Here is a 23,965-nt window from a genome sequence, read left to right as displayed (position 1 = left end):
TCAATTGCATATGTTATCGATAACATCTATGTCAACGTCAAAGAAGCTTATGAACCGGGAGGAATTTCTGATGTCGTTTCCGCTGTTCGATCTGACGGGTAAAACCGCGCTGATCACCGGCTCCAGCCAGGGTATCGGCCTGGCTCTCGCGCGCGGCCTTGCAGAGCACGGCGCTACAGTCATTCTCAACGGCCGCGATGAGGCGAAACTGGCTGACGCACAAAAACAGCTGAGCGCGGACGGCTTTGCCGTCCACGCCGTTGCCTTCGATGCGACGGACCAAGCCTCGGTTGCGGCAGGCATCGACAGGATCGAAGCAGAGATCGGTGCGATCGACATCCTCATCAACAATGCCGGCATGCAGTATCGTTCGCCGCTGGAAGACTTTCCGGCCGACAAATGGCAGCAGCTTCTGACCACCAATATTTCCAGCGTGTTTTATGTCGGTCAGGCCGTTGCTCGTCACATGATCACACGCGGTCACGGCAAGATCATCAACATCGCCTCGGTGCAGAGCGAACTCGCCCGTCCGGGCATTGCGCCCTACACGGCAACCAAGGGCGCGGTTAAAAACCTCACCAAGGGCATGTCCACCGACTGGGCCAGGCACGGCTTGCAGGTCAACGCCATTGCACCCGGCTATTTCAAGACGCCGCTCAACCAGGCGCTGGTCGACAATCCGGAATTTTCCGCATGGCTGGAAAAGCGCACGCCGGCTGCCCGCTGGGGCAATGTCGACGAACTGGTCGGCGCGGCCGTTTTTCTGTCCGGCAAGGGCTCCTCTTTCGTGAATGGACACACGCTTTATGTCGACGGCGGCATCACCATCAGCCTTTGAGGCACAGGCTCTCCAGCGCCCCATCATCGTGATGGGTGTTGCCGGCTGCGGCAAGAGTTCGCTCGGCACCCGCCTGGCGGAAGCGCTCTCCCTCCCCTATCGGGAAGGTGACGATCTTCACCCCCAGGCGAACATCGTCAAGATGTCGGCGGGTACGCCGCTCAACGATGATGATCGCTGGCCCTGGCTCGATCGCATCGGTGAGATCCTCACCGATCACGCGACAAGCGGCATCGTTCTGACGTGCTCGTCACTGAAGAAAGCCTATCGCGACCGTTTGCGCACGGCGGCAGGCGGAAAGCTTGCCTTCGTGTTTCTGGATGGTAGCAGAGCCCTGCTGACCCGGCGCATGGGCAGCCGCGAAGGCCACTTCATGCCAACCAGCCTTCTGGAAAGCCAGCTCGCAACGCTGGAAAGGCCTGATGAGGAAGCTGGTGTCGTCGTTGTCAATATCGACAACACGCCGGAGAGGATCACCGATCTGGCGATCGAGGGGCTCAAGGGACTTGCCTAGCAAATAGAAAAAAGGGCGATCACGAGGCCGCCCTTTTGAGTTTCTGCAGTCACTGCGGATCTTGATCGTATGGAAGGGAAGCTGTCGCAAGCGACGCTTCCCTTCTGTTTTTCAGATGTCGACAATCAGGCCTTTGGCCTTCAGAACCGGCTCGAGCTTGCTGACTTCGATCACGGAGGCGCCGGCCTTGTAGGCTTCGATGAAGCCGGCTTCGGCATCTTCGCGCGCTTGGGATAGTTTTGCTGCTTCGGCAACCTCGCTGCGGCGAACGACAACCAGACCATCGGCATCACCGACAATCACGTCGCCCGGATTGATGATCTCGCCGCCGACGATGATGCTGTCATTGGTCGTGCCGATCGTCTCTTTGACGGTACCCTTGATGCAGGTGCTGAGCGAAAAGACCGGAAAACCGAGTTCGCGAAGCTGCAGCGTGTCACGAACTCCGGTATCGGTCACGAGACCGCCGATACCCTTGGCAAGGCAGGCATTGGCGAGAACGTCGCCGAACGAACCAGCTTCTTCGTATTCACCCGCCGAAACGACGATGATGTCGCCGGGTTTGGCGTAGTTGATCGCCAGCTGCAGCATGATGTTGTCGCGCGGAGAGGACTTTACCGTGAAGGCCGGGCCGCAAAGCTTCATGCGGTAGTCGACCGGCTTCAGCCGCGACGACAAGGCACCCCGACGGCCCTGTGCTTCGTGAATGGTGGCGGGCGAAAATTTCGCGATCGCAGCCAAATCCTCCTTGGAGGGACGCTCGGGAATGTCTTTGATATGTACCATTGCAGGCCCTCCTCGTGGCCATAGATAAACCGTACGGCGGCAAGGCTGCCGCCGTCGGCAATTGTCGGATTTTGGTTTTGGATCAGAAGGCGCTATGCGCCCTTCAGATTACGGGATCGGGTCGAACTTCAGCTCGGAAAGCGGAACAACCTTGTCGGTGCGGGTCATCTTGTATTCGGTGCCCTGACCGAGCCACTTGTCCCAGATCTTGTTGATCTCGCCATCGGCATCCAGCTTGCGCAGGATTTCGTTGACCTTGGCGGTAAGCGTCGGCTGGTCCTTCTGCATGCCGATACCGATCGGCTGGTACAGCATCGGCTCCTCAATCATGCGCATTTCCTTGCCGCGGGTCTTCGACTCGTTGACGAACTTGGTCGTCGTCATCGTGTTGGCGACCATGCCACGGGCCTTACCCTGCTGCACCGCGAGATAGGCCGATGCGGTATCCTGGAAGGTCAGCGGCTCGGACTTGTTGAGCTTGATCGACATTTCCGAGGTCGAACCCTTGGCCGAGGCGATACGCTGGCCGACATAATCAGCCTTGGCCTTGCCTTCGTCCGTCGTCGGCACGATCAGCATTTCCTTGGCGAGATAGTAGGGATCGCTGAACTGAATCTGTTCGGCGCGGCTCTGCGTGTATGCGAGGTTTGCGACAGTGATGTCGACGCGGCCGAGCTTGACTTCCGGCACGCGGGCTTCGACCGAAACCGGCTTCACTTCCGCTGTTACACCAAGTTCCTTTGCGATAGCGTTGCAGAGATCGACGTCGAAACCGGCCATCTCACGGGTCTTGGGGTCCGGCGCCGAGAATGGCGGCACGTCGGCAAACGTCGCGCAGCGCAGCTTCTTGGCCGACAGGATGTCGGCAAGCTGATCCGCCTTGGCCGGCGCGACCGCAGCCGTGCTGGTGGCAAGTGCTGCAAGAATTGCGAATTTCCAGTTCATTTGCTGTTCTCCATTTTTATTTTATGTGGAAGGCAGTCAGTGCCGCAGATCAGCGAGGAAGCGCTGGGCACGCGGATGTCGTGGATTCTTGAAAAAATCTTCGGGAGGAGCGGTTTCGAGGATTTCGCCGGCGTCGATGAACCAGATGCGGTCAGCGACATCGCGAGCAAAACCCATTTCATGGGTCACGCAGAGCATGGTCATGCCTTCGGCGGCCAAGCTTTTCATGACGCTCAGCACTTCTCCGACCATTTCCGGGTCGAGCGCGCTGGTCGGTTCGTCGAACAGCATGACCGGCGGTTCCATGGCAAGCGCACGGGCAATCGCCACGCGCTGCTGCTGGCCACCGGAAAGCTGACCGGGATAGGAGTTGGCCTTGTCGGCGAGACCAACGCGGTCAAGCAGTTTGAGAGCCTTGTCATGGGCAGCGGCAGGCGACACGCCTTTCACCCGGATCGGCGACATCGACACGTTTTCGACGACCGAAAGGTGCGGAAAGAGGTTAAAACTCTGGAAGACGAAGCCGATACGGCTGCGCAGCTTGTTGAGTTCGCTGGCCCCCATCGGCGCGTGGATATCCTGCCCCTCGAAGCTGATGCCGCCGCTGTTGATTTCTTCCAGCCGGTTGACGGTGCGGATCAGCGTCGACTTGCCGGAGCCGGACGGGCCGCAGATCACCACCACTTCGCCCCGCGCCACTTCGGCGTTGATATTTTTCAGGACCTGATAGTCGCCGTAGCTCTTGCAGACATCGGCGATACGGATCGCCTGGGCGGCTTGGGGTTCGGACACTAAGGTGCTCATAGCTGCTCCGTAATGGTTTTGAGGGGCGCGGCCTCGGCCGGAAGGCGGGCATTGCGCGGCCCGGCACGTCGGCGGGCGATCCGCCGCTCGACGCTGTTGGCGACATAGGTCAGGCTCCAGCACAGGATGTAGTAGACCAATGCGAGAATGAGGAAGACCTGGAAGGGCTGGGTGAGAAGCTGGTTGTTCACCTGGCTTGCAGCAAATGTCAGGTCCGGCACATTGATGACGTAACCGAGCGTCGTATCCTTGATCGTCGAAACGAAGGTGGAGATCATGCTCGGGATCATGTTGTAGAGCGCCTGCGGCAGGATGACGAAACGCATGGCGCCCATGTAGCCGTGGCCGAGAGCCCGTGCCGCATCCATCTGGCCCTGCCCCAGCGACACGATGCCGGCACGGACGACTTCACTCAGGAACGCGCCCTGATAGATGACCAGCGTCACCAGCATGATCAGGAAGCTCGGCACATCGGCGCCGGTCCAGAGCGGGATGACGAAATAGCACCACAGGATGAGCATCAAGAGAGGCACGCCGCGAGTGACGTAGACCAGCGCGGTCATAGGCCAGCGCAGGAACCACCATTTCGACAGGCGTGCGAGCGCCATCAGGATGCTCACCGGGAAGGCAAACGCGATGGCCAAAGCCGAGAGGATGAGCGTGTTGGCGAGACCGCCGAGCGGACCGTTCGGGTATTGGCCGATCAGAAGAAGCAGCCAGTAATCCTGAATGATGGTGATGAAATCCTGGATCATGCGCGTGCCCTCCGCGCCGGATCAGCTCGCATCGCGATATAGGCTCCAATGCCCATGATGATGAGTGAGAAGAACAGGTAGGTCACCGTGCCGATCATGTAGATTTCGAACGTGCGGAAACTGATGTTTTCGATTTCCTTGACGGCATGGGTCAGTTCAGGCGCGCCGATGACGATGGCAAGACTGCTGTTCTTGAACAGCGAGACACTGTGGTTGATCAAAGGCGGCAAGGCATTGCGGACGCCCTGTGGCATGATCACGAAGCGCATGGCCGAAGCATAACCATGACCCAAAGCCTGCGCAGCTTCCATCTGTCCCGGGCTGACCGAACGCAGGCCCGAACGAAGATCTTCGCTGAAATAGGCTGCCTGACACAGGCCGAGACCGATGACTGCAAAAATTGCTTCGGCATTGTTGTTTGCCAGCCAGTCCGACAGGCCCTGCGGCATCAGCGTGAAGATGCCGAAATACCAGAGCATCAACTGCACCAGCGTCGGCACGTTGCGATGGTAAGATACATAGGCGGCGACGATCGGTTCGCCGATGCGCAGCGGCGAGACGCGCAGCGCGAGCAGAAGGATGGCCAGCGTCATCGCCAGCACCCATGAACCGATATAGATGATGAAGGTCATCTCGATGCCATGCAGGAGCATCGAGATGTATTCCGGGTTGGTCAGGATTGCCGAAAGATCGAACCCGTTCACCGCTTGGTTCCTTCGGAACTGGCGGCAGGGGTCTGTGGCTTGGCCGTCTGCAGACCGCCCATGACCTGCAGCGTCGGGGTGATTTCCATATGACCGATATTGACCGCGACAGGTGCGGCAATCGCGAAGGCGATCGCGTCGGCGATATCGGAGGCCTGCGGCAGTTCGAAACCGTCGATGAAACGCTCGCGGATCGAAGGATCGTTGCCGTGAACATGATTGAAGATATCGGTAGCAACACGGCCGGGGCAGATTTCGGTTACCCGAACACGCTTGCCGAATGTGTCGATGCGCAACTGGTTCGACAACATTGCGACGCCGGCCTTGACGGCATGGTAGGTGGAGTTTCCGCCAAAATTGTAGTTGCCGGCAATCGAGGAGATATTGATGACGTGACCACGATCCCGCTCGGCCATGCCCGGCACGACCATGCGGCAGAGATGCAGAACCGCACGCAGGTTGACGTCGATCAGCAGATCGATATCGCCGTCTTCCGCTTCCAGAAATTTCTTCGGGCGGTCGACGCCGGCATTGTTGATAAGGACGTCGAAGGCAATACGACCAGTCAGCTCTGCCAGCGCTTCCCGATTGGTGACGTCAACCGCGTGGGCGATGCAGCCGGTACGTTCGGAAAGCGCGCGCAATGGCTCGGCGCTACGGGCGACCGCGTGCACTTCCAGTCCTTCGCGGGACAGTCTTTCGACGACGGCGGCACCAATTCCCGACGAGGCACCAGTCACCAGAGCAGTCTTGTAATCGGCAAACGGCATTGAATTCCCCTTTGTTGAGATGAGACTAGCGAAGCTTTTTTCACTTGCCTAAGACCGATTAGTTTTGGGCTAATAAGGAAGCGTTATGGAGGCCTGCGCCTGTTGCTTGAGGCGTGATTTGCGCGTTACAAATCAATCAGCTAGGTTTTCTCTTCACTTGTTAAAAAGCTGCTCGCCGATCTGTGGCAGGCTTTCGGGCAGGTGTTATCAACACAGGCAGCATCGACCAAAATGGATATCCGGCGCCTCAAATCCTTTATCGTCATCGTCGACAGTGGCAGCATCACCCGTGCCGCGGACATCCTGCATCTTGCCCAGCCGGCGCTGAGCCAGCAGCTTGCCGCGCTTGAGGACCACTTCGGCCAGAAGCTTCTGATCCGCAGCCAGCAGGGCGTAACGATGACCGATGCGGGTCAGGCGGTCTATCGCCACGCCCAGATAATTCTCCGGCAGATGGAGCAGGCGCAGTCCGATGTCGCAACCGCCGGCCGGTCACTGGCGGGGCGCGTCTCTGTCGGTCTTGTCCCTTTCAGCAGCGCAGCGACACTTTCCGTCGAGCTTCTGGCGGAAACGAGAAAGCGCCACCCTGGCATTCTCTTGCATCTCACCGAGAGCGTTGGTCAGACCTATAGCCAGATGATCATGAACGGTCGTTTGGAAATGGCGCTTATCCACGGAGTCGGACCAATCAAAGGCGTGCGTTTCGAACCGTTGCTGAAAGAAGAGTTCTTTCTCGTCGCACATCAGGATTTCGCTATCGAAGCGAGTGACACGCCGGTTCCCGTGACTGCGCTTGACGGCCTGCCATTCCTGATGCCACCGGCCTATAACTTCGTGCGCCGGGCAGTCGACACCGCGTTTTCGCGCAGCAAGGTCGAGTTCAAAGTGGTCGCGGAGGTCGAGATTGTTCGAACACTCAGCCGATCTGTCGACCGTGGGCTCGGGGCAACAATCATGCCAAAGGCGATTGCCGACCGCTTGATTGCCGAATCCAATGAAAAGCTGATTTGTCGCCTCGTGTCGCCACGCATCGAGGAGACATTGTCGCTCTGCGTGTCGGACCAGACACCGCTCTCGGAGCCGGCGGTGGCGGTCAAGGACATTCTGATCGAACTGACGGCCAGGCTGAAGACCTGACCGTCAAAGTCAGGCCGATTACTTCATGTTTTTGCAATACTCGGCAATGCGGTTGCAGCCCTCTTCCAGCATCTCCATGCTCGTCGCGTAGGAAATGCGGAAATATGGACTCATGCCGTAGGCTGCACCCTGCACGGTCGCGACATGGTGCTCCTCGACAAGACCCATGACAAAGTCGACATCGGTCTCGATCTTGCGGCCGCCCTTGGTGGTCTTGCCGATCAGCTCGGACATGTTCGGGAAGATATAGAATGCACCTTCGGGCTTATGGGCACGCAGACCCTCGATTTCGGCCAGACGGCCGAGCACGTAATCCCGACGTGTCTTGTAGATCGACGAGCGTTCCTTCAGCAGATCCTGCGGACCGTCGAGTGCTGCAACGGCCGCTGCCTGTGTCAGCGTCGAGGTGCCACCGCTGTTCTGGCCGTTGACATTGCTGATCGCGGCAATGAGATCCTTCGGGCCGCCACAGTACCCCAGACGCCAGCCGGTCATGGCATAAGCCTTGGACACGCCGTTCATGGTCAGCACGCGATCATAGAGACGCGGCTCGACTTCGGCGATCGTGCAGAACTCGAAATCGTCGTAGACGAGATGTTCGTAGATATCGTCGGTCAGTATCCAGACATGCGGGTGGCGCAGCATGACCTCGGCGATTGCCGCCATCTCGGCGCGCGAGCAGGCAGCACCAGTCGGGTTGTTCGGGAAGTTCAGGAAAAGCCACTTGGTGCGCGGTGTGATCGCCGCTTCCAGATCCTCGGCACGCAGCTTGAAACCAGCATTTTCCGGGCACGGCACCGAGACGGGGACACCACCGGCAAATTTCACGATATCTGCATAGCTGACCCAGGATGGCGCCGGGATAACGACTTCATCGCCTGGATTGCAGGTGGCCAATACGGCGTTGAAGATAACCTGCTTGCCGCCGCCCGACACGACGATCTGGTTCGGCTCATAGGTCAGGTTGTTCTCGCGCTTGAACTTGCGGATGATCGCCGCCTTCATGGCCGGCGTGCCGTCCATGGTCGGATATTTCGTATCGCCCGCGAGTGCTGCGGCGTAAGCGGCTTCAATGGCATGCGGTGGGGTCGGAAAATCCGGTTCGCCGGAAGATAGGCTGACGACCTTGATCCCCTGGGCGGCAAGTTCACGCGCGCGCTGCGTCATGGCAGCAGAGGCGGAGATGGAAACATTCTTCAAACGGTCGGCTGTGGCGGGCATGGTCTGGTCTTCCAGTTTTGAATTCTAGGTGAAAAGAGAAAACAGGCGGCGGCTTTCAGCCGGCAACTTCTGATGCTGGAGCAAGTGTGCCGCCGGCGGCCTCGATTTCGCTGCGGACGATCCGCGCCAATTCGAGCGAACCCGGCGTATCGCTATGAACGAGAATGGATCTCGCTGGCATGTCGAGGGTCGTGCCGTCGATTGTGGTGACCGTGCGGTCGACGAGGAACTGACGCACGCGAGCGCGCACGGCCAGCTCATCCTTAACCAGAGCCCCGGGCAGTCCGCGTGCAACAAGGCGGCCCTGCGCGTCATAGGCACGGTCGGCCAGAAACAGCAGCAGGGTTTTGAGCGAAGCTCGGTTGGCGGCGGCCTCGATTTCACTGCCCGGCATGGCAAGGATAATCAGCCCGGGATCGACGGCGCGGATCGCATCCATCATCAGATCGGCCAGCTTCGGGTCACGGTTGACCATGTTGCCCATGGCGGCGTGAAAGCTGAAATGCGCAACGCGCTGGCTTTCGCTGGCTGCAATAGCCTTAAGCGCCCCCAGTTGGTAGAGCATCTGCTGGCGCAGTTCATCGGCTGAATAGGGGATTTCGCGGCGTCCGAAACCGGCGCGATCCGGCAGGCCGGGATGCGCGCCGATGCCGACGCCATTGACCTTGGCGAGGCGTACCATGCGGGCCATTGTATTGGGATCGCCGCCATGAAAACCGCAGGCAATGTTGGCCGATGACACGACCTTCATCATCGCCTCGTCGTCGCACAGGCTGTAGGGACCAAAGCCCTCGCCCATATCGGAATTCAGATCGATCTTCATCTCTTCCTCCCTCACTTCATGGCCTGCAATGCATCGCAAACCATGCGCGACGTGCTGCGGACATCATCGATGAAAGCCGCCACTGCCTTTTCGACGGACGCCGCCTGAGCGTGTGTTGCACGGACAAAACGCAGACGGCTGCCGATACGCGCCTGCCCGAGCCGCCAGAGATCGGCCTCGATTACGCCGGCGATCTTGGGATAACCGCCAGCCGTATTGGCATCGGCCATCTGGATGATCGGTTCACCGCTTGGTGGAACCTGAACGACACCGGACACGACGCCGTGCGAGCGCATTTCAACCGGCGTCGTCGGCTTGATCGGCTCACCCATCAAGCGATATCCGGTACGGTCGCTTTGTGTGGAAATCTTCCACGTCTGCATCCAGAAACGCTCGGCATCCGCGCCAAACAGAGCATGTTCTCCGGCCGGGATGGCGCGCACAAGAAGGACCCCATCCTCATTGGCAGGATAGACATAGGCAAGCGCATAGGCGGGGTCGATAACCGCAAGGCCAGTTGCGGGAAAGTTTAGCGCCGTGGAAACCTCACCCAGTTTAAGAACATCGCCAGTGCTCAGAAAACGTCCGTCACTGCCGCCGAAAGCGCCACGCAGCGATGTGCTGCGCGATCCCATGACCGCAGCGACATCAATCCCGCCGGCAATGCAGATATAGGCGCGTGTTCCAACCCGTGGCTGCCCGAGCTCCAGTACCTGCCCGGCTTCGATCGGCAGAGCGCACCACGGCTGAACCATGCGACCGTCAAGCGATGCGCCACAATCGGCGCCCGTTACGACAAAAGACGTCTGCTTCGCAAAACGCAGTTTGAACGGATAGGTCTGAATTTCGAGAACTGCCGCGCCTGTTTCGTTGCCGAGCAGGCTGTTGCCAACCTTGAGAGCCAGCGGATCCATGGCGCCGCTGGTAGTCACGCCGATATTGCGGAAGCCGGTACGGCCAAGGTCTTGTACCGTGTTGAACGGTCCGGTCTGGATGATCTCTATCATAGCTCAATGCTCGCTGGCACGAAACGTACCGTATCACCCGGCGCCATCACGGCAGGTGTGGCCGACATCGGGTCGAACATCTGCAATTCGGCAAACCCGATCGAATTCCAGCCATTGGGGCCGGTCAGGACGGCGACACCCGTTTGCATGCCGCCAATGGTGACGCAGCCCCGCGCCATATTGAGCGATGGCACGGTCTTGCGCGGCATGTAGATGCGCGGATCAAGCCCGTGAAGGTAACCAAAACCGGGCGCACTACCGAGTGCAAACACCCTGTAGGTGCCTTCGTAGTGAATGCGAATAACCTCGCGGTCGGAAAGGCCCGACCTGTCGCAGAGAGCGGCAAGATCTGTCGCGTGCTCGCCGCCGTATGTTACGGTGATCTCGATTGTCCTTCCCGCCAGATCGATGCTTTCGGCCTGTTCCCAGGCGTCCAACAGGCGCAACGCCAGAAGTTCCGGATCTTCGGGCGTCATCTTCAGAACGACGAGAAGGTTCGTCATGCCAGGTACGATCTCGAGCGTCTCGCTCCACAGTTCGACGGCGCGGGACAGGGCCCAGATCCGCCGCTGCGAGGCAAGGTCGAATTCACCGGTCGCTTCGAGAAGAAATGCGCGAGAACCGATCGGGGAAACGCGGACGCCATTGCGACCGAGCGCAAGCGCTTCGACAGGCTGGGTGATCTTGACGACTGAGGCGCTCATGCTTCTGTCTCGACTTCTGCAATCGGATCGCCAAAACCGACGATCGTTCCGGGTTCAACTAAGTGGCGACCCAAGCGTCTCGACGGTCCAGCGGAGACCGGCAGCAGGATAGGGCCAACCCGCAGGAAGCCGATCGCGTCGCGCGCGGTCGATGCCGCCGGCGTGCCGGTACGTGACAGGTCCGACAACCAGAACTCACCGGCCATAGGCGCCTTCACGATAGCGACAGCATCTACTGCATCGGTTTTGCCGGAACGCACCTGGCGCGCAGGCCCCTTGGCCGAACTCGAAAGGCGGATCAGCAGGCTCTGGCCCGGTCGGGTGATTTCAATTCCATCGACGCCAGCGGCTTCAAGGGCTGCGGTCAACCGTTCGATGATTGCGGGGTCGCTGAAATCCGGCTTTGTCATGCTGCCCCCCGCGTCTTCAACCATTTTTCCAGATAATGGATATCCGTTTCACCCTTGGCGAAGGCTGCATCTTCAAACAGTTCGCGCAACAGCGGCAGATTGGTGGCGATGCCCTCCAGCTTGAAGGATGCCAGTGCGGACCGCGTGCGCTGCATGGCATCGGCCCGGTCTTGGCCATGCACGATCAGCTTGGCGATCAGCGAGTCGTAATAGGGCGAGACCTTGTAACCGGCCTCGACATGGGTATCGACACGAACGCCCTCGCCCTGTGGCAGTTCAAGAGCCGTGATAACACCTGCTGAGGGCATGAAAGTCTTCGGGTCTTCGGCATTTATGCGGCATTCGATAGCGTGACCGGCGCAGGTCACGTCAACCTGCGTCATCGACAATGTCTCACCCTGCGCCACACGCAATTGCTGCTGGACGATATCGACGCCGCTGGTTTCCTCGGTCACCGGATGTTCGACCTGCAGGCGGGTATTCATCTCGATGAAATAGAAAGCGCCGTCCTCATAGAGGAATTCGAACGTTCCGACACCGCGATAGCCGATTTGCTGACAAGCCTGGACACAGGCTTCGCCGACAGTGCCGATCAGTGTTTCGGAAATACCCGGAGCCGGCGCCTCCTCGACCACCTTCTGGTGACGGCGCTGCATGGAGCAATCACGATGGCCAAGCCAGACCGCATTTCCATGCGTATCGCACAGGACCTGAATTTCGATATGGCGCGGATGCTGGAGGAATTTCTCCATGTAGAGCGCCGGCGTTCCAAAGGCCTTACGTGCTTCTTCGCGGGTCAGGGCTACTGCTTCCTGCAGTTCTGCCTCGTTGAGCACAACGCGCATGCCGCGTCCGCCACCGCCGCCGGCAGCCTTGACGATCACGGGATAACCAATCCCGGCCGCAATTGCCCGGATCGCTTCAGGTTCCGATGGAAGTTCTGTATCTGGACCCGGCACACAAGGCACGCCAGCCGCCATCATGGCGCTCTTGGCGGCAATCTTGTCTCCCATCGTGGCAATGGCGCTGGCATCCGGGCCGATGAAGGTCATTCCCGCCTTCTCTACTGCCGCTGAGAAGCTGGTGTTTTCCGAAAGAAATCCATAACCTGGATGAACGGCGCCGGCACCGGTGAGGCGCGCCGCCAGCAGGATGGCGCTCTGGTTCAGGTAGCTTTTGGACGCGCTCGATGGGCCGATGCAGATCGATTGATCCGCGCTTTTCACATAGGCGGAATCCCGATCCGCTTCCGAGTAGACTACGACGGTCTTCAGGCCCATTTCGCGGCAGGCGCGAACCACGCGCAAGGCAACTTCACCACGATTGGCAATCAGAACCTTGTCGAAACGCTGTTGTGACGGCATCACGCGATCTCCGCCAGCATATCACCGACCTCGACCTCCGAGCCATTCACATCCGTCAGGCGCGTGATCTTGCCGGCGTGCGGTGCAGTTATCTTGTTGAACACTTTCATTGCTTCGATGATGAAAAGTGTCTGCCCCTCGATAACATCATCCCCGACGGACACGAACGGAGGATCTCCTGGTGCCGGGGAGACATGCAGCACGCCGAAGACCGGTGCGGTGACCATGCCTGCCTTTTCGTTGACTTCAACCGCAGCGCCTTCGAGCTCTCCTGTATCGGCGGTCCCGCTTGAGCTCTCGGCTTCCGTGACCGGCCTATCTCGGCCTCCATCTCGGAATATCCGGACTGTCGTGCCTTTTTCCGTGACCTCCAGTTCGGTGACGTTGGACCGCCCCACAAACGCGATGAGTTTTTCTATCTTTGAAAGGTCCATTCCCCGGTCCACAATTGGGCTGCATCGATGCCGCCGCAAAGATCGAGACACAGCGGATCACAGCCGATGTCGTAACATAGGCAAAGGTCTAATGGGGTCAGACGAACTTTCAATGGAGCAACGATGATACGGGAATGGCTCCTGCTCTTGATGTGGACCAGACCGTTGCCGCTAGTTTTCAACGAATAGTTTCTCGTCTCCAATGACCAAGAAGAAAAGCAGAGCGATCGTCATCATGCGCACCGCTTAGGTCGTCGTCGACTTGAAGATGTGAATCTCGCCATGTGCTCGGCTCACACTTCGCCATAACGTCCGTGTCCAGCAAATTCTTTTCTTGAACGCTGAGGCTATCAATAGTCGATACGGGCACGTTCCGATGAACGCCAATCTTTCGGTGCCTTGCCCGTGCATCGAGCGAAAAAGCGAGAAAAATAAGCGGCATCTTGGAAACCCAGCCGATACGATATTTGCTGTATAGAGGTCATAGAGAAGATGAGCTGCCTCTTCGCTTCCTCGATAATCTTGCGCTCGATCAGTTCATGTGCCGAACATCCATGCCAGGCATGAACGAGGCGATTGAGATGTGTCGGCGAAACCCCGATTTTCCCGGCATAGAACGACAACGCCCGATGGGTGCGGAAATGCTGGTCGATCAGGTTCATCAGGGCATCCACTCGGGTGTCTCCGGACCAGCCCGCCCAGGTTTGTTGATCGGAGCCGATGCGGAACAACAGGTGCAACAGCACGGAGACATAGGCTCTCAGGATTTCATTGCGTCCGCGATTTCGACCTTCAAACTCGACCGTTATCCGCCCCAAGATACGCAGGGCCTCTTCCGCATCCGGCAGCTGAGGTTCAGGAGCAATTCTTTGGGGGTGAGCCAGCCACTGGCCAAACACGCTTCGCTCACCGGGTCCATGGTCGAGATGTGACGAAAGGATCGTGATAACCGAGCCGACGACGGTTTTTGAAAATCGGAACCCATGACTGGTTCCCGGCGGAATGGTTATGACCGTTCCGGGCTTCAAACTAAGGGTCTCTTCGTTGAAGAGGACGTCACCGCCTCCGGCGGCGATATGCAAGATCTGAAAGTAAGCGGTGTGCCGGTGAGGCTGGATTTCCCAGTCGTGCTGGCTGCTTCTGGCATGGATCGTTTCATGATGCAGCCAGAAGCCCGGATCTCCGGTGTCCGTTTCACCATAAAGGGCATAGGTGGGAACCCGTGGCATCGCGACCGCTCCTTCCGATGTTCGAAAAGTACAATTAAAAGAACAGAGCGTCTCTTTCGCCGCAACTCCCAATCATGGAATTTGCATTTATCAATTTCGTTGGGAGGCGTGATTGAGGCATCAACTCGTCATTATAGGCGCAGGTCCGTCAGGCCTGTTGCTAGGCCAGCTTCTGACCGAAGCAGGGATCGACAACCTCATCCTCGACCGGGTGAGCAAGGACTATATTCTCGGGCGCGTTCGAGCCGGGGTCCTTGAGGAAGGCACTGTTCATCTTCTGAATCAGGCAGGCGCCGGCGAACGCATGGCCGCCGAAGGGCTGCCGCATGATGGTTTCGATCTTGCTTTCGACGGCCGCGATCACCGGATAGATCTCAACGGACTAACCGGCGGAAAGCGGGTGATGGTTTACGGCCAGACAGAAGTCACGCGCGACCTGATGGATGCGCGTGAACGAAGTGGTGCACATGCCGTCTATGAAGCTGACGACGTGCAGCCGCATGATTTTTCCGGAACCGACCCTTATGTAACTTATCGAAAAGACGGCATAACACATCGTATCGATTGCGATTTCATCGCTGGCTGCGACGGCTTCCATGGCGCGAGCCGCAAGTCGGTTCCCGCGACCGCATTAAACCTCTTCGAGAAAGTCTATCCGTTCGGATGGCTCGGCATCCTCGCGGATGTCGCACCGGTCAGCCACGAGCTTATATATGCAAATCACCCGCGCGGCTTCGCATTGTGTTCGATGCGCTCAGCAAGCCGCAGCCGCTATTACATACAATGCCCTCTCGATCAGAAAGCGGAAGATTGGAGCGACGACCGGTTTTGGGATGAACTGCGGCGCAGGTTACCGCCGTCCCATGCGGAAGCTCTTGTAACCGCTCCGTCGTTTGAAAAATCGATCGCTCCGCTGCGCTCCTTCGTGGCCGAACCCATGCGTTTTGGCCGTCTGTTCCTGGTCGGCGATGCCGCTCACATCGTTCCGCCCACAGGCGCCAAGGGCTTGAACCTTGCCGCAAGCGACGTGCACTACCTCTTTAATGCCTTGCGCGAATATTATCTGGAAGGGTCCGAGGTAGGACTGAATTCCTATTCGAAAAAAGCTCTTGCACGGGTATGGAAAGCTGTACGCTTTTCGTGGTGGATGACGACCATGCTCCACCGCTTTCCGGAGACAAGTGAATTTGATCAGAAGATTCAGGAAGCGGAGCTCGACTATCTGACGCATTCCCGGGCCGCGTCCACCGCTCTGGCGGAAAACTACGTGGGATTACCGTTTTAGCGTGGACGACAGCAACGGGTAGCATTGCAAATCAAGGGGCACGATGTTGGAGGCGGGCCCTCTTTAACTGGGAGGAATGAACATGAAAAAGGCTGCAATTGCCGCATTCGCGGTCATGGCTTTGTGCGGAACTGCTTCTGCCGACGTCATCAAGGTTGGCGTCGTTGGCCCCTTCTCCGGCCCCTTTGCTCTTCAGGGCAAAAACTTCAAGGCGGGAATAGACGCCTATATCGCGCTTCACGGTAGCAAGATTGGCGATGATACGGTCGAGATTGTCTATCGCGACATTCCGACAGCGGACCCCGCCCAATCCAAGGCCCTTGGCCAGGAGCTGATCGTAAAGGAAAAGGTCCAGTATCTTGCGGGCTTCTACTTTACCCCGGATGCGATGGCGGTGACGCCTATTCTCAAGCAGGGCAACGTGCCCATGGTCATCATGAACGCCGCGACATCGGCCATCATGAAAACCAGCCCTCTGGTCGTCAGAACCTCGTTCACGACCTGGCAGACCTCCACACCGATCGCAAAGGTTGCTTCCGATGCCGGCGTGAAGAAGATCATTTCGGTCGTCAGTGACTATGGACCGGGTGTCGACGCCGAAAATGCGTTCAAAAAGGCATTCGAAGCAGCCGGTGGCCAGATTGTGGAAGCAATACGAATGCCGCTTTCTACAAACGATTTCAGCCCGATCATGCAGCGTATCAAGGATTCGGGCGCCGAAGGTGTGTTCGCCTTCCTGCCTTCCGGCCCGACCACGCTCGGCTTCGTCAAGGCATTCAACGACAACGGCCTGAAAGCGGGCGGCACCAAGTTCTATGCGCCGGGCGACCTGACCCAGGAATCGGATTTGCCGGCGCTGGGCGATGCCGCATTGGGAATACAGACGACGTTCCATTACGCCGTTTCTCACGATTCCCCCGAAAACAAGGCTTTCGTCGAGGCTGCCACCAAGGCGATCGGCAACGCAGCGGAACTTTCCTTTCCTTCCGTCGGCGCCTTTGATGGCATGCATGTCATCTACAAGATGATCGAGGCGACGGGCGGCGAGCAGGATGCCCAGAAGGCCGTCGATGCCGTCAAGGGACTGGCCTGGACAAGCCCTCGCGGCCCCGTCTCCATCGATCCGGAAAGCCGTCACATCACGCAGAACATCTATCTGCGGGAAGTGGCAAAAGGTTCGGATGGCAAATACTTCAACAAGGAGGTTCAGACCTTCGAGAAGCAGGGCGATCCGGGTCTGGCCGCCGCGAAATAAGCGGCCGACGGTTTGACAGATCGGCAGGCCAGATTTGGCCTGCCACTCATGAACAGGATTTCTGATGCAGACAGTCTTCAGCATAGCTGTCGACGCACTTGCCTATGGCATGGTGCTGTTCGTCATATCGATCGGCCTCTCGGTGACCATGGGCCTGATGCGTGTCGTGAACCTCGCCCATGGCGGCTTTGCCATGATCGGCGGTTACATAGCGTCCTATGTCGCGCGTGATCTGGCCCTCGGATACGGACTTGCATTGATCGCGGCGGTCGTTTTCACGATCCTGATCGCCATTCCGATCGAACGTCTTCTCTATCGCCGCATCTACGGTCAGCCGGAACTGACGCAGGTGCTGATGACGATCGGGATAACCTTCTGCATCATCGGCATCGCCAACTTCGTCATGGGACCGACGCTGAAGACCATCCCGCTTGCACCTGCGCTACAGGGTTCGGCCGACCTTGGCTTCCGCACCATCCCCGTCCATCGTCTCTTTGCGATTGCCTGCGGCCTCGCCGTGGCGCTCGGCCTCTGGTATGCGATCGAGAAGACGAATTTCGGCATCAAGCTCCGCGCATCTGTCGACAACGCCGCAATGGCTGCGGCGCTGGGTGTGCGAACGGAAATCGTCTACGCGGTGAGCTTCGCGGCGGCGGTGGGTCTTGCGGCATTCGGCGGAGTGGTCGGATCGGAATTCCTGCCGGTGGAGCCCTATTATGCGCTCCGTTACATGGTCACCTTCCTGGTCGTGGTGTCTGTCGGCGGCGCCGGCTCCATCCCCGGAGCATTGGCAGCCTGTCTTCTTCTTGGAGCAATCGATACGACCGGCAGATATCTCATGCCGGAATTCGGCGAATTTTTCTTCTATCTTGCCGTCATTGCGATCATCTGCGTCTTTCCGCGTGGCCTGGCGGGGCGTGCGAAATGACAGAGAAAACCAACTCCACTTTGACCGCCAGCGCTGAAACGACCAGAAACCGCCTGCGAGCCGGCTTTATCAGCCGAGACCTCTACGGCGTTGCGGCCATCGTCATCGTCGCAGCAGCTGGTTACGTCCTCTTTCCCGATAACCTCGCATTGCTCACGCGTATCATCGCGATTGCCCTTCTCGTATTGTCGCTCGATCTCGTGACGGGTTATTGCGGTGTCGCAACCCTCGGCCAGGCGGCACTGTTTGGATCGGGCGCCTATGCGGCAGGCATACTTTCCGCACATTATGGGATAAATGATCCGCTACTGATGACGCTGGGCGGGATAATCGCAGGCGCGGTCGCCGGGCTTGTCTGTGGCATCGTGATGTTGCGGGCGCACGGCCTCCCGCAGCTCGTGCTGTCGATCGCGCTTGTCTATCTGTTTCATGAATTCGCCAACAAGGCGTCTTCCTGGACCGGCGGAAGCGACGGACTTTCCGGCATCGTGCTCGACCCGCTCTTTGGCCTCTACGAGTTCGATCTCTTCGGCCATACGGCCTATTTTTTCGGTGTGATCCTGCTTCTGATCGTATTCGCTTTGCTGCGCATCGTCGTCCGCTCGCCCTTCGGCATGCTCTGCCGTGGCATCAAGGAGGATCCGGTGCGGATAAGGGCAATCGGCGCCTCTCCGCATAAAGCCCTGATAAAAATGTACATCATTTCAGGCGCGGTGGCCGGAACAGGCGGTGCGCTCAGTGCCATCTCAACCCAGGTCGTCGCACTCGACGCCCTGTCGTTCACACAATCGGCAGAGGCGCTCGTCATGCTTGTCCTCGGCGGAACCGGTTCGCTGTTCGGCGCTCTTGTTGGAACCTTGGTCTTCATGCTGTTTGAGGATTTCGTATCGGCCGCCAATCCGTTTCACTGGCTGACGATGGTCGGTGCGCTTCTCATCGTCGTCGTCCTTTTCGCTCCCAAGGGTATTTTCGGAACGGTGCAGGATCTCCTTTCTGCAAGAAGAAACAGGACCGGGGAGACGCGGCCATGAGTGCGGTATTTGAAGTCATCAACCTGAAAAAGGCGTTCGGCGGGCTCGTTGTCACAAACGACGTCTCGCTCTCCATGATGGCAGGGGACCGAGTGGCGCTTATCGGCCCGAACGGAGCCGGCAAGACAACCTTCGTCAATCTCGTCACCGGCGCCCTGAAACCGAGTTCCGGTGAAGTGCGGCTTCGAAACGAGCCGGTCACCCGGATCGGACCAACCGGCCGGGTTCAGCGTGGTCTCGTTCGCTCGTTCCAGGTAACCCGGCTTTTCCAGTGCATGACACCGGCCGAACATCTTGGGCTCGCGGTTCTCCAAAGGACAGGCAAATCAGCGCAACTGCATGGTAACTTTCTCACCCGTCCGGCGGTGATGGAGGAAGTCGATGACCTGCTTGAAAGGCTGGGGCTTTATGCGCTGGCGCATAGAAAGGTCCGCGAGATCGCCTACGGGCAGCAACGGCTTCTTGAACTAGCCATAGCGCTCGCCTTGAAGCCCAGCGTCCTGCTGCTCGACGAACCAGCCGCAGGCGTTCCGCAGAGCGACACCGGACGCATCGAGGACGCGCTCGCAAACCTCCCTGCCGATCTCGCCGTATTGATGATCGAACACGACATGGACCTGGTGTTCCGATTTGCCAAACGGGTGATCGTGCTTGCCACCGGGACCATCATATTCGACGGCCTTCCCGCCGACGTGACAAAGGATGCCCGCGTCCGCGAGGCCTATCTCGGGAGCTACGCCAATGCCGGCCTCAATGCTTAAAGTCGAAAACCTTTCCGCAGGCTACGGCCCGACGCGTATCCTGGAATCGATCTCGTTTTCTGTGGCCGCCGGTCATCGGCTTGCCGTTCTCGGCCGCAACGGAATGGGCAAGACGACGCTCTTCGCAACGCTTGCGGGCCAGACCCGCCGTTATGATGGCCGGATAACGATGGGAGACATCGATCTCAGTTCGACATCCAGTGCCGCGCGGGCTCACGCAGGCCTCGGTTATGTGCCGCAGACGCGAGACATATTCCCGAGCCTCAGCGTCGAGGAAAACCTGACTGTCGGCTTGAAGAAACGGAAGACGGACGCGATCGAGGAAGCCTATGCGCTGTTTCCCCGACTGAAGGAGCGTCGCAGGAACCTTGGGAGCCAGCTGTCCGGCGGTGAGCAACAGATGCTGACCACAGCACGCACGATCCTCGGCCGCCCCACGGTACTGCTACTGGATGAGCCACTTGAAGGCCTGGCTCCCGTAATCTGCGAGGAACTCATGGCGGTATTTTCCGAACTTGCGGCGTCCGGAGACATGACGATCCTGCTCGTCGAGCAGCGGATTCAAAGCGCTCTCGACTTTGCCGACGAGGTCATCGTGCTCGAGCGCGGCCGTATCGCCTGGAACGGCACTCCCTCCGCGCTTTCGCAGGATCACGAGGCGGTGGAACGTTTGCTCGGCGTGGGCGGCCTGCATTAACCGGCCTCCCTGTCTTGCCGATTTTTGGACGAAGGCGCGGTCAGGCGCGCCCGAGAGCGAGCGCAATACCCTGCCCCACGCCGATGCACATGGTTGCGAGCGCGTGGCTCCCCTTGCCCGACGAAAGTTCTAGAGCCGCCGTGCCGACGATCCTGGCGCCCGACATGCCCAGCGGATGCCCGAGCGCGATCGCCCCACCATTCGGATTGACGCGCGGATCGTCATCGGCAATGCCGAGTTCTCGCAAGGTCGCGAGACCTTGAGAGGCAAACGCCTCGTTCAGTTCTATGACATCGAACTGATCCTGCGTCAGGCCGAGCAATGCCATCAGCTTTTTGGAAGCAGGCGCCGGGCCGATGCCCATGACACGCGGAGGAACACCCGCTGTCGCTCCGGCCAGAACCCGCGCAATCGGGGTCAGCCCGTATTTTCTGACAGCCGCTTCCGAAGCGATAATCAGCGCTGCGGCACCATCGTTGACGCCGGAGGCATTGCCGGCCGTCACTGTTCCGCCCTCCTTCTTGAAGGGGGTAGCAAGTTTGGCGAGCGCTTCGATCGTGGTTGCGCGCGGATGCTCGTCTTTCGAGATGACAAGCGCCTCACCCTTGCGCTGGGGGATGGTCACTGGCGTGATTTCGCGTGCCAGCCGGCCGTTTTCCTGGGCGGCAGCGGCCTTGTTCTGACTGCGCAAAGCAAACGCATCCTGATCTTCGCGAGAGATCCGATATTCTTCCGCAACATTTTCGCCGGTCTCCGGCATGGAATCGACACCATACAGCTTCTTCATCAGCGGATTGACGAAGCGCCAGCCGATTGTCGTGTCGTAGATCTCGGCGTTACGCGAAAACGCGGCGTCAGCCTTGGGCATGACGAACGGCGCCCGGCTCATGCTTTCGACGCCACCCGCAATCATCAATTCCGCTTCACCCGACTTGATGGCGCGCGCCGCGGTGATGACGGCATCTATTCCCGAGCCGCACAGGCGGTTGATGGTCGTACCCGTGACGGACACGGGAAGCCCCGCCAGAAGCAGAGACATCCGCGCGACATTGCGATTGTCCTCGCCTGCCTGGTTGGCGCATCCATAGATCACATCACCAACCGCCTCCCAGTCGATGCCGGCATTTCGCTCGACGAGCGCCTTGAGCGGTATGGCGCCGAGGTCGTCAGCCCTCACGGAGGAAAGCGAGCCACCGAAACGACCAATCGGGGTGCGGATGTAGTCGCAGATAAAAGCCTCGGCCATTGCTATTCTCCTCAGACTTCGGGAACGATGAGATCGGCGACCGAACCCTCGATATGCAACGGAGCACCGGTCATGGACTGCAGTTCTTCGACGCTCAATGCGGCAAGTTTTTCGCGCAGCACGAAGCGTCGCTCAACGATGTCGATGACGGCGTGACTGGTGTAAACGCGGGTGACACAGGCCACGCCGGTCAGCGGAAACGTGCATTTTTCCACGAGCTTGGGTTCGCCGTTCTTTGTCACATGCTCGGTGATGACGAAAACCTGTTTGGCGCCATGCACGAGATCCATGGCGCCACCGACTGCCGGAACGCCCTTCGAGCCGACACGCCAGTTTGCCAGATCCCCGCTTTGCGCAACCTGCAATGCCCCAAGGATCGCGACATCGAGATGGCCGCCGCGGACCATGGCGAAACTGTCCGCATGATGGAAGAACGAAGCGCCCGGCTTCAGCGTCACGGCCTTTTTGCCAGCATTGATGAGGTCCCAGTCCTCTTCGCCAGGCTTTGGTGCCTCGCCGAAATCGAGGATGCCGTTTTCCGTATGAAAGATCGCCTCCCGGCCGGGCGGCTGGTAGCGGGCGACCATTTCGGGAAAGCCGATACCGAGATTGACATAGGCTCCGTCGACGATGTCCTGCGCCGCCCGCCAGGCGATCTGGGCGTTGGTCAGCTTGATCTCTTCTTGAGCGATGCTGGTCATGCGTAGGTCACTCCGGCTCGAATGAGTTCCTCTTCCTGGCGAGGCTGCGAAACCTCGACGACGCGATCGACGAAAATTCCCGGCGTGACCACATGTTCGGGGTCGATTTCGCCCGCCTCGACGATCCTCGAAACCTGAACGATCGTGCTGGCCGCCGCCATGCACATCAGCGGATTGAAGTTACGAGCCGCCTTGTTGTAGGTGAGATTGCCATGACGGTCGCCGAGATGGGCCTTGATGATGGCGAAGTCAGCCTTCAGCCATCGCTCCTGGACGTAATGCCGACCGTCGAATTCGCTGATCGGCTTGCCTTCCGCGAGCTCGGTGCCGTAAGCGGTCGGGGTGTAGAATGCCGGTATGCCTGCGCCCCCGGCACGGATCCGTTCCGCGAGCGTGCCTTGCGGCACAAGTTCGAGTTCAATTTCTCCGGCCAGATATTTGTCGGTAAAGGCGCGCGGATCCGATGATTTCGGGAACGAGCAGATCATCTTTCGGACCATGCCCGCGTCGATCATTGCCGCAATTCCGATACGGCCATTGCCGGCATTGTTGTTGATGACAGTGAGGTCCTTCGGACCCCTGGAGATCAGCGCATGGATGAGTTCGATCGGAGCGCCGGAGCCACCGAAACCGCCGATCATCACCGTCGCTCCATCGCCTATTTCGGACACAGCCGCCGCCAGGCTCTGGCTTGTCTTGTTCATCCGCCACCTCCCTTGATGATGGGCCTCGTCCTCTGTCGAAGCTTTTCGGAAACCTACCTCTCGACTTTCTCGACCTCAACGGATTTGTGCGATATGATGCATTTGTTGCATTATCGCACAAATCCGGAGTGATAATCTTGAATGTGAAGCAGAGTGACATGATGGGCGGGTTGGCGAAGGGGCTTCGCGTGATCGAAGCTTTTACCGCTGAAACGCCTCGATTGAGCATTTCGGAAGCTGCAGAAATCTCCGGCCTGGATCGGGCAACCACCCGACGTTGCCTGCTGACGCTCGCCGAACACGGATATTGTGCATATGACGGCAAGTTCTTCACGGTCACTCCGCGTGTCCTGCGTCTCGGCACCGGCTGCCTGGCATCCATGCCGCTGCCGCGCATCGTCCAGCCATGGCTCGACCAGTTATCCGAACATATCGGCCAGAGCACGTCGGTTGCCATCCTGGATGGCGCGGAGATCGTCTATGTCGCGCGCGCGGCTCAGCGGAAGGTGATGTCGATTGCGCTCATGCCGGGGTCGCGCCTTCCGGCTTACTGTACATCTCTCGGGCGCGTCATGCTTGCAGCACTTCCTGAAACTCAGGCTCTCGAACTTCTGAACTCCCATCCGCTTCAGCCAAGAACCGCCCACACGCTCCACGATATCGACGCTCTCATGACAGAACTCGCGCGGGTTCGAACGCAAGGCTATTCCGCAGTCGACCAGGAGGTAGAGCAGGGATTGAGATCCGTCGCGGTGCCGGTGAAAAACGCGCGCGGCATCGTGGTCGCAGCATTGAACACGGGGCTGGCCGCCTCGAGTGAACCCATGGCTTCGGTGATAGAAACCTACCTCCCGTCGCTTCAGCAGGTAAGCCGCGAGCTTCGCGGCGTGCTCTCGTAGCGCCTCGGGAAAT

At 59.0% G+C, this 23,965-nt stretch carries 27 protein-coding genes; 10 read left to right on the top strand and 17 right to left on the bottom strand.

All coding sequences use genetic code 11. The features are described from left to right. Positions 1-70: 70 nt before the first annotated feature. Both HNQ72_RS16765 and HNQ72_RS16760 read left to right on the top strand, forming a co-directional pair. Positions 71-838 carry an SDR family oxidoreductase gene (locus HNQ72_RS16765; protein WP_183993398.1) on the top strand — a complete coding sequence of 256 codons (768 nt, stop codon included), beginning with the start codon at positions 71-73 and terminating at the stop codon, positions 836-838. Continuing rightward, positions 807-1,352 carry a gluconokinase gene (locus tag HNQ72_RS16760; protein WP_183993396.1) on the top strand — a complete coding sequence of 182 codons (546 nt, stop codon included), beginning with the start codon at positions 807-809 and terminating at the stop codon, positions 1,350-1,352. Before HNQ72_RS16765 ends, HNQ72_RS16760 begins: the two co-directional genes overlap by 32 nt. A gap of 111 nt (positions 1,353-1,463) precedes the next feature. On the opposite strand, the gene HNQ72_RS16755 is transcribed toward HNQ72_RS16760, so the two are convergent. From HNQ72_RS16755 to HNQ72_RS16730, 6 genes are all read right to left on the bottom strand, one after another. Beyond that, positions 1,464-2,138, bottom strand: a complete 675-nt coding sequence (locus HNQ72_RS16755; RefSeq protein ID WP_148144133.1) for a 4-carboxy-4-hydroxy-2-oxoadipate aldolase/oxaloacetate decarboxylase — start codon at positions 2,136-2,138, stop codon at positions 1,464-1,466. A gap of 108 nt (positions 2,139-2,246) precedes the next feature. Then, positions 2,247-3,083: an ABC transporter substrate-binding protein gene (locus HNQ72_RS16750; RefSeq protein WP_183993394.1), complete on the bottom strand. Its 837-nt coding sequence runs from the start codon at positions 3,081-3,083 to the stop codon at positions 2,247-2,249. Positions 3,084-3,119: 36 nt separating this feature from the next. Further along, positions 3,120-3,887: an amino acid ABC transporter ATP-binding protein gene (locus HNQ72_RS16745; RefSeq protein WP_183993391.1), complete on the bottom strand. Its 768-nt coding sequence runs from the start codon at positions 3,885-3,887 to the stop codon at positions 3,120-3,122. Beyond that, positions 3,884-4,642 (bottom strand): amino acid ABC transporter permease, encoded by a 759-nt coding sequence (locus tag HNQ72_RS16740; RefSeq protein ID WP_183993389.1) that lies wholly within the window; start codon positions 4,640-4,642, stop codon positions 3,884-3,886. Before HNQ72_RS16740 ends, HNQ72_RS16745 begins: the two co-directional genes overlap by 4 nt. After that, complete coding sequence (locus HNQ72_RS16735; protein WP_183993388.1) at positions 4,639-5,346, bottom strand: amino acid ABC transporter permease; 708 nt, start codon at positions 5,344-5,346, stop codon at positions 4,639-4,641. The genes HNQ72_RS16740 and HNQ72_RS16735 overlap by 4 nt, the downstream gene beginning before the upstream one ends. Continuing rightward, complete coding sequence (locus tag HNQ72_RS16730; RefSeq protein ID WP_183993386.1) at positions 5,343-6,116, bottom strand: SDR family oxidoreductase; 774 nt, start codon at positions 6,114-6,116, stop codon at positions 5,343-5,345. The genes HNQ72_RS16735 and HNQ72_RS16730 overlap by 4 nt, the downstream gene beginning before the upstream one ends. A gap of 231 nt (positions 6,117-6,347) precedes the next feature. Between HNQ72_RS16730 and nac the strand changes: the two genes are divergently transcribed. Continuing rightward, positions 6,348-7,253, top strand: a complete 906-nt coding sequence (gene nac, locus HNQ72_RS16725) for a nitrogen assimilation transcriptional regulator NAC (protein ID WP_183993384.1) — start codon at positions 6,348-6,350, stop codon at positions 7,251-7,253. Between the two features lie 18 nt (positions 7,254-7,271). Here the strand turns inward: nac and HNQ72_RS16720 are convergent, their stop codons facing one another. From HNQ72_RS16720 to HNQ72_RS16685, 8 genes are all read right to left on the bottom strand, one after another. After that, positions 7,272-8,474, bottom strand: coding sequence for a pyridoxal phosphate-dependent aminotransferase (locus tag HNQ72_RS16720; protein WP_183993383.1), 1,203 nt, complete (start codon positions 8,472-8,474; stop codon positions 7,272-7,274). A gap of 55 nt (positions 8,475-8,529) precedes the next feature. Continuing rightward, on the bottom strand, positions 8,530-9,297 hold the full coding sequence (locus HNQ72_RS16715; RefSeq protein WP_183993382.1) for a LamB/YcsF family protein: 768 nt from the start codon (positions 9,295-9,297) through the stop codon (positions 8,530-8,532). 11 nt (positions 9,298-9,308) lie between these two features. Beyond that, entirely contained in the window at positions 9,309-10,304 is a 996-nt protein-coding gene (locus HNQ72_RS16710) for a 5-oxoprolinase subunit C family protein (protein ID WP_183993381.1), read from the bottom strand. Beyond that, positions 10,301-11,008 carry a 5-oxoprolinase subunit PxpB gene (pxpB, locus tag HNQ72_RS16705; RefSeq protein WP_183993380.1) on the bottom strand — a complete coding sequence of 236 codons (708 nt, stop codon included), beginning with the start codon at positions 11,006-11,008 and terminating at the stop codon, positions 10,301-10,303. Before pxpB ends, HNQ72_RS16710 begins: the two co-directional genes overlap by 4 nt. After that, on the bottom strand, positions 11,005-11,418 hold the full coding sequence (locus HNQ72_RS16700; RefSeq protein ID WP_183993379.1) for an acetyl-CoA carboxylase: 414 nt from the start codon (positions 11,416-11,418) through the stop codon (positions 11,005-11,007). The genes pxpB and HNQ72_RS16700 overlap by 4 nt, the downstream gene beginning before the upstream one ends. Further along, complete coding sequence (accC, locus tag HNQ72_RS16695; RefSeq protein ID WP_183993378.1) at positions 11,415-12,782, bottom strand: acetyl-CoA carboxylase biotin carboxylase subunit; 1,368 nt, start codon at positions 12,780-12,782, stop codon at positions 11,415-11,417. The genes HNQ72_RS16700 and accC overlap by 4 nt, the downstream gene beginning before the upstream one ends. After that, positions 12,782-13,216, bottom strand: coding sequence for an acetyl-CoA carboxylase biotin carboxyl carrier protein (locus tag HNQ72_RS16690; RefSeq protein ID WP_183993377.1), 435 nt, complete (start codon positions 13,214-13,216; stop codon positions 12,782-12,784). Before HNQ72_RS16690 ends, accC begins: the two co-directional genes overlap by 1 nt. Before the next feature lie 350 nt (positions 13,217-13,566). After that, positions 13,567-14,445 (bottom strand): helix-turn-helix domain-containing protein, encoded by an 879-nt coding sequence (locus HNQ72_RS16685; RefSeq protein WP_183993376.1) that lies wholly within the window; start codon positions 14,443-14,445, stop codon positions 13,567-13,569. A 112-nt stretch (positions 14,446-14,557) separates the two neighbouring features. Here HNQ72_RS16685 and pobA point away from each other — a divergent pair, with 112 nt between their 5' ends. From pobA to HNQ72_RS16655, 6 genes are all read left to right on the top strand, one after another. Then, complete coding sequence (pobA, locus tag HNQ72_RS16680; protein ID WP_183993375.1) at positions 14,558-15,730, top strand: 4-hydroxybenzoate 3-monooxygenase; 1,173 nt, start codon at positions 14,558-14,560, stop codon at positions 15,728-15,730. A gap of 82 nt (positions 15,731-15,812) precedes the next feature. Next, complete coding sequence (locus HNQ72_RS16675; protein ID WP_183993374.1) at positions 15,813-16,985, top strand: ABC transporter substrate-binding protein; 1,173 nt, start codon at positions 15,813-15,815, stop codon at positions 16,983-16,985. A gap of 64 nt (positions 16,986-17,049) precedes the next feature. Beyond that, complete coding sequence (locus tag HNQ72_RS16670; RefSeq protein WP_183993373.1) at positions 17,050-17,913, top strand: branched-chain amino acid ABC transporter permease; 864 nt, start codon at positions 17,050-17,052, stop codon at positions 17,911-17,913. Further along, positions 17,910-18,944 carry a branched-chain amino acid ABC transporter permease gene (locus HNQ72_RS16665; protein WP_183993372.1) on the top strand — a complete coding sequence of 345 codons (1,035 nt, stop codon included), beginning with the start codon at positions 17,910-17,912 and terminating at the stop codon, positions 18,942-18,944. Before HNQ72_RS16670 ends, HNQ72_RS16665 begins: the two co-directional genes overlap by 4 nt. Then, positions 18,941-19,705 (top strand): ABC transporter ATP-binding protein, encoded by a 765-nt coding sequence (locus tag HNQ72_RS16660; RefSeq protein ID WP_183993371.1) that lies wholly within the window; start codon positions 18,941-18,943, stop codon positions 19,703-19,705. Before HNQ72_RS16665 ends, HNQ72_RS16660 begins: the two co-directional genes overlap by 4 nt. Next, positions 19,686-20,402 carry an ABC transporter ATP-binding protein gene (locus tag HNQ72_RS16655; RefSeq protein WP_183993370.1) on the top strand — a complete coding sequence of 239 codons (717 nt, stop codon included), beginning with the start codon at positions 19,686-19,688 and terminating at the stop codon, positions 20,400-20,402. Before HNQ72_RS16660 ends, HNQ72_RS16655 begins: the two co-directional genes overlap by 20 nt. A 40-nt stretch (positions 20,403-20,442) precedes the next feature. On the opposite strand, the gene pcaF is transcribed toward HNQ72_RS16655, so the two are convergent. From pcaF to HNQ72_RS16640, 3 genes are read right to left on the bottom strand one after another with little or no spacing between them, the layout of a single operon-like run. Further along, the gene (pcaF, locus tag HNQ72_RS16650; protein WP_183993369.1) at positions 20,443-21,648 is read right to left on the bottom strand and encodes a 3-oxoadipyl-CoA thiolase; all 1,206 of its coding nucleotides are present in this window, start codon (positions 21,646-21,648) and stop codon (positions 20,443-20,445) included. An 11-nt stretch (positions 21,649-21,659) separates the two neighbouring features. Continuing rightward, positions 21,660-22,349, bottom strand: a complete 690-nt coding sequence (locus tag HNQ72_RS16645) for a CoA transferase subunit B (RefSeq protein WP_183993368.1) — start codon at positions 22,347-22,349, stop codon at positions 21,660-21,662. Beyond that, positions 22,346-23,053, bottom strand: coding sequence for a 3-oxoacid CoA-transferase subunit A (locus tag HNQ72_RS16640; protein WP_183993367.1), 708 nt, complete (start codon positions 23,051-23,053; stop codon positions 22,346-22,348). The genes HNQ72_RS16645 and HNQ72_RS16640 overlap by 4 nt, the downstream gene beginning before the upstream one ends. 137 nt (positions 23,054-23,190) lie before the next feature. On the opposite strand from HNQ72_RS16640, the gene HNQ72_RS16635 reads away from it, so the two are divergent. Further along, the gene (locus tag HNQ72_RS16635; protein ID WP_183993366.1) at positions 23,191-23,952 is read left to right on the top strand and encodes an IclR family transcriptional regulator domain-containing protein; all 762 of its coding nucleotides are present in this window, start codon (positions 23,191-23,193) and stop codon (positions 23,950-23,952) included. Positions 23,953-23,965: the final 13 nt, after the last annotated feature.

The organism is Aliirhizobium wenxiniae (assembly GCF_014201355.1).
GTDB classification, from domain to species: Bacteria; Pseudomonadota; Alphaproteobacteria; order Rhizobiales; family Rhizobiaceae; genus Neorhizobium; species Neorhizobium wenxiniae.
Note: the sequence above shows the minus strand (reverse complement) of the source record. Positions and strands in the feature narration are given on the sequence as shown.

What these genes read in the sequence shown, in the direction of transcription:
- HNQ72_RS16765 (WP_183993398.1), top strand. Translation starts at nt 71, where the DNA reads ATGTCGTTTCCGCTGTTCGATCTGACGGGTAAAACCGCGCTGATCACC.
- HNQ72_RS16760 (WP_183993396.1), top strand. Translation starts at nt 807, where the DNA reads ATGTCGACGGCGGCATCACCATCAGCCTTTGAGGCACAGGCTCTCCAG.
- HNQ72_RS16755 (WP_148144133.1), bottom strand. Translation starts at nt 2,138, where the DNA reads ATGGTACATATCAAAGACATTCCCGAGCGTCCCTCCAAGGAGGATTTG.
- HNQ72_RS16750 (WP_183993394.1), bottom strand. Translation starts at nt 3,083, where the DNA reads ATGAACTGGAAATTCGCAATTCTTGCAGCACTTGCCACCAGCACGGCT.
- HNQ72_RS16745 (WP_183993391.1), bottom strand. Translation starts at nt 3,887, where the DNA reads ATGAGCACCTTAGTGTCCGAACCCCAAGCCGCCCAGGCGATCCGTATC.
- HNQ72_RS16740 (WP_183993389.1), bottom strand. Translation starts at nt 4,642, where the DNA reads ATGATCCAGGATTTCATCACCATCATTCAGGATTACTGGCTGCTTCTT.
- HNQ72_RS16730 (WP_183993386.1), bottom strand. Translation starts at nt 6,116, where the DNA reads ATGCCGTTTGCCGATTACAAGACTGCTCTGGTGACTGGTGCCTCGTCG.
- nac (WP_183993384.1), top strand. Translation starts at nt 6,348, where the DNA reads ATGGATATCCGGCGCCTCAAATCCTTTATCGTCATCGTCGACAGTGGC.
- HNQ72_RS16720 (WP_183993383.1), bottom strand. Translation starts at nt 8,474, where the DNA reads ATGCCCGCCACAGCCGACCGTTTGAAGAATGTTTCCATCTCCGCCTCT.
- HNQ72_RS16715 (WP_183993382.1), bottom strand. Translation starts at nt 9,297, where the DNA reads ATGAAGATCGATCTGAATTCCGATATGGGCGAGGGCTTTGGTCCCTAC.
- HNQ72_RS16710 (WP_183993381.1), bottom strand. Translation starts at nt 10,304, where the DNA reads ATGATAGAGATCATCCAGACCGGACCGTTCAACACGGTACAAGACCTT.
- pxpB (WP_183993380.1), bottom strand. Translation starts at nt 11,008, where the DNA reads ATGAGCGCCTCAGTCGTCAAGATCACCCAGCCTGTCGAAGCGCTTGCG.
- HNQ72_RS16700 (WP_183993379.1), bottom strand. Translation starts at nt 11,418, where the DNA reads ATGACAAAGCCGGATTTCAGCGACCCCGCAATCATCGAACGGTTGACC.
- accC (WP_183993378.1), bottom strand. Translation starts at nt 12,782, where the DNA reads ATGCCGTCACAACAGCGTTTCGACAAGGTTCTGATTGCCAATCGTGGT.
- HNQ72_RS16690 (WP_183993377.1), bottom strand. Translation starts at nt 13,216, where the DNA reads ATGGACCTTTCAAAGATAGAAAAACTCATCGCGTTTGTGGGGCGGTCC.
- HNQ72_RS16685 (WP_183993376.1), bottom strand. Translation starts at nt 14,445, where the DNA reads ATGCCACGGGTTCCCACCTATGCCCTTTATGGTGAAACGGACACCGGA.
- HNQ72_RS16675 (WP_183993374.1), top strand. Translation starts at nt 15,813, where the DNA reads ATGAAAAAGGCTGCAATTGCCGCATTCGCGGTCATGGCTTTGTGCGGA.
- HNQ72_RS16670 (WP_183993373.1), top strand. Translation starts at nt 17,050, where the DNA reads ATGCAGACAGTCTTCAGCATAGCTGTCGACGCACTTGCCTATGGCATG.
- HNQ72_RS16665 (WP_183993372.1), top strand. Translation starts at nt 17,910, where the DNA reads ATGACAGAGAAAACCAACTCCACTTTGACCGCCAGCGCTGAAACGACC.
- HNQ72_RS16660 (WP_183993371.1), top strand. Translation starts at nt 18,941, where the DNA reads ATGAGTGCGGTATTTGAAGTCATCAACCTGAAAAAGGCGTTCGGCGGG.
- HNQ72_RS16655 (WP_183993370.1), top strand. Translation starts at nt 19,686, where the DNA reads ATGCCGGCCTCAATGCTTAAAGTCGAAAACCTTTCCGCAGGCTACGGC.
- pcaF (WP_183993369.1), bottom strand. Translation starts at nt 21,648, where the DNA reads ATGGCCGAGGCTTTTATCTGCGACTACATCCGCACCCCGATTGGTCGT.
- HNQ72_RS16645 (WP_183993368.1), bottom strand. Translation starts at nt 22,349, where the DNA reads ATGACCAGCATCGCTCAAGAAGAGATCAAGCTGACCAACGCCCAGATC.
- HNQ72_RS16640 (WP_183993367.1), bottom strand. Translation starts at nt 23,053, where the DNA reads ATGAACAAGACAAGCCAGAGCCTGGCGGCGGCTGTGTCCGAAATAGGC.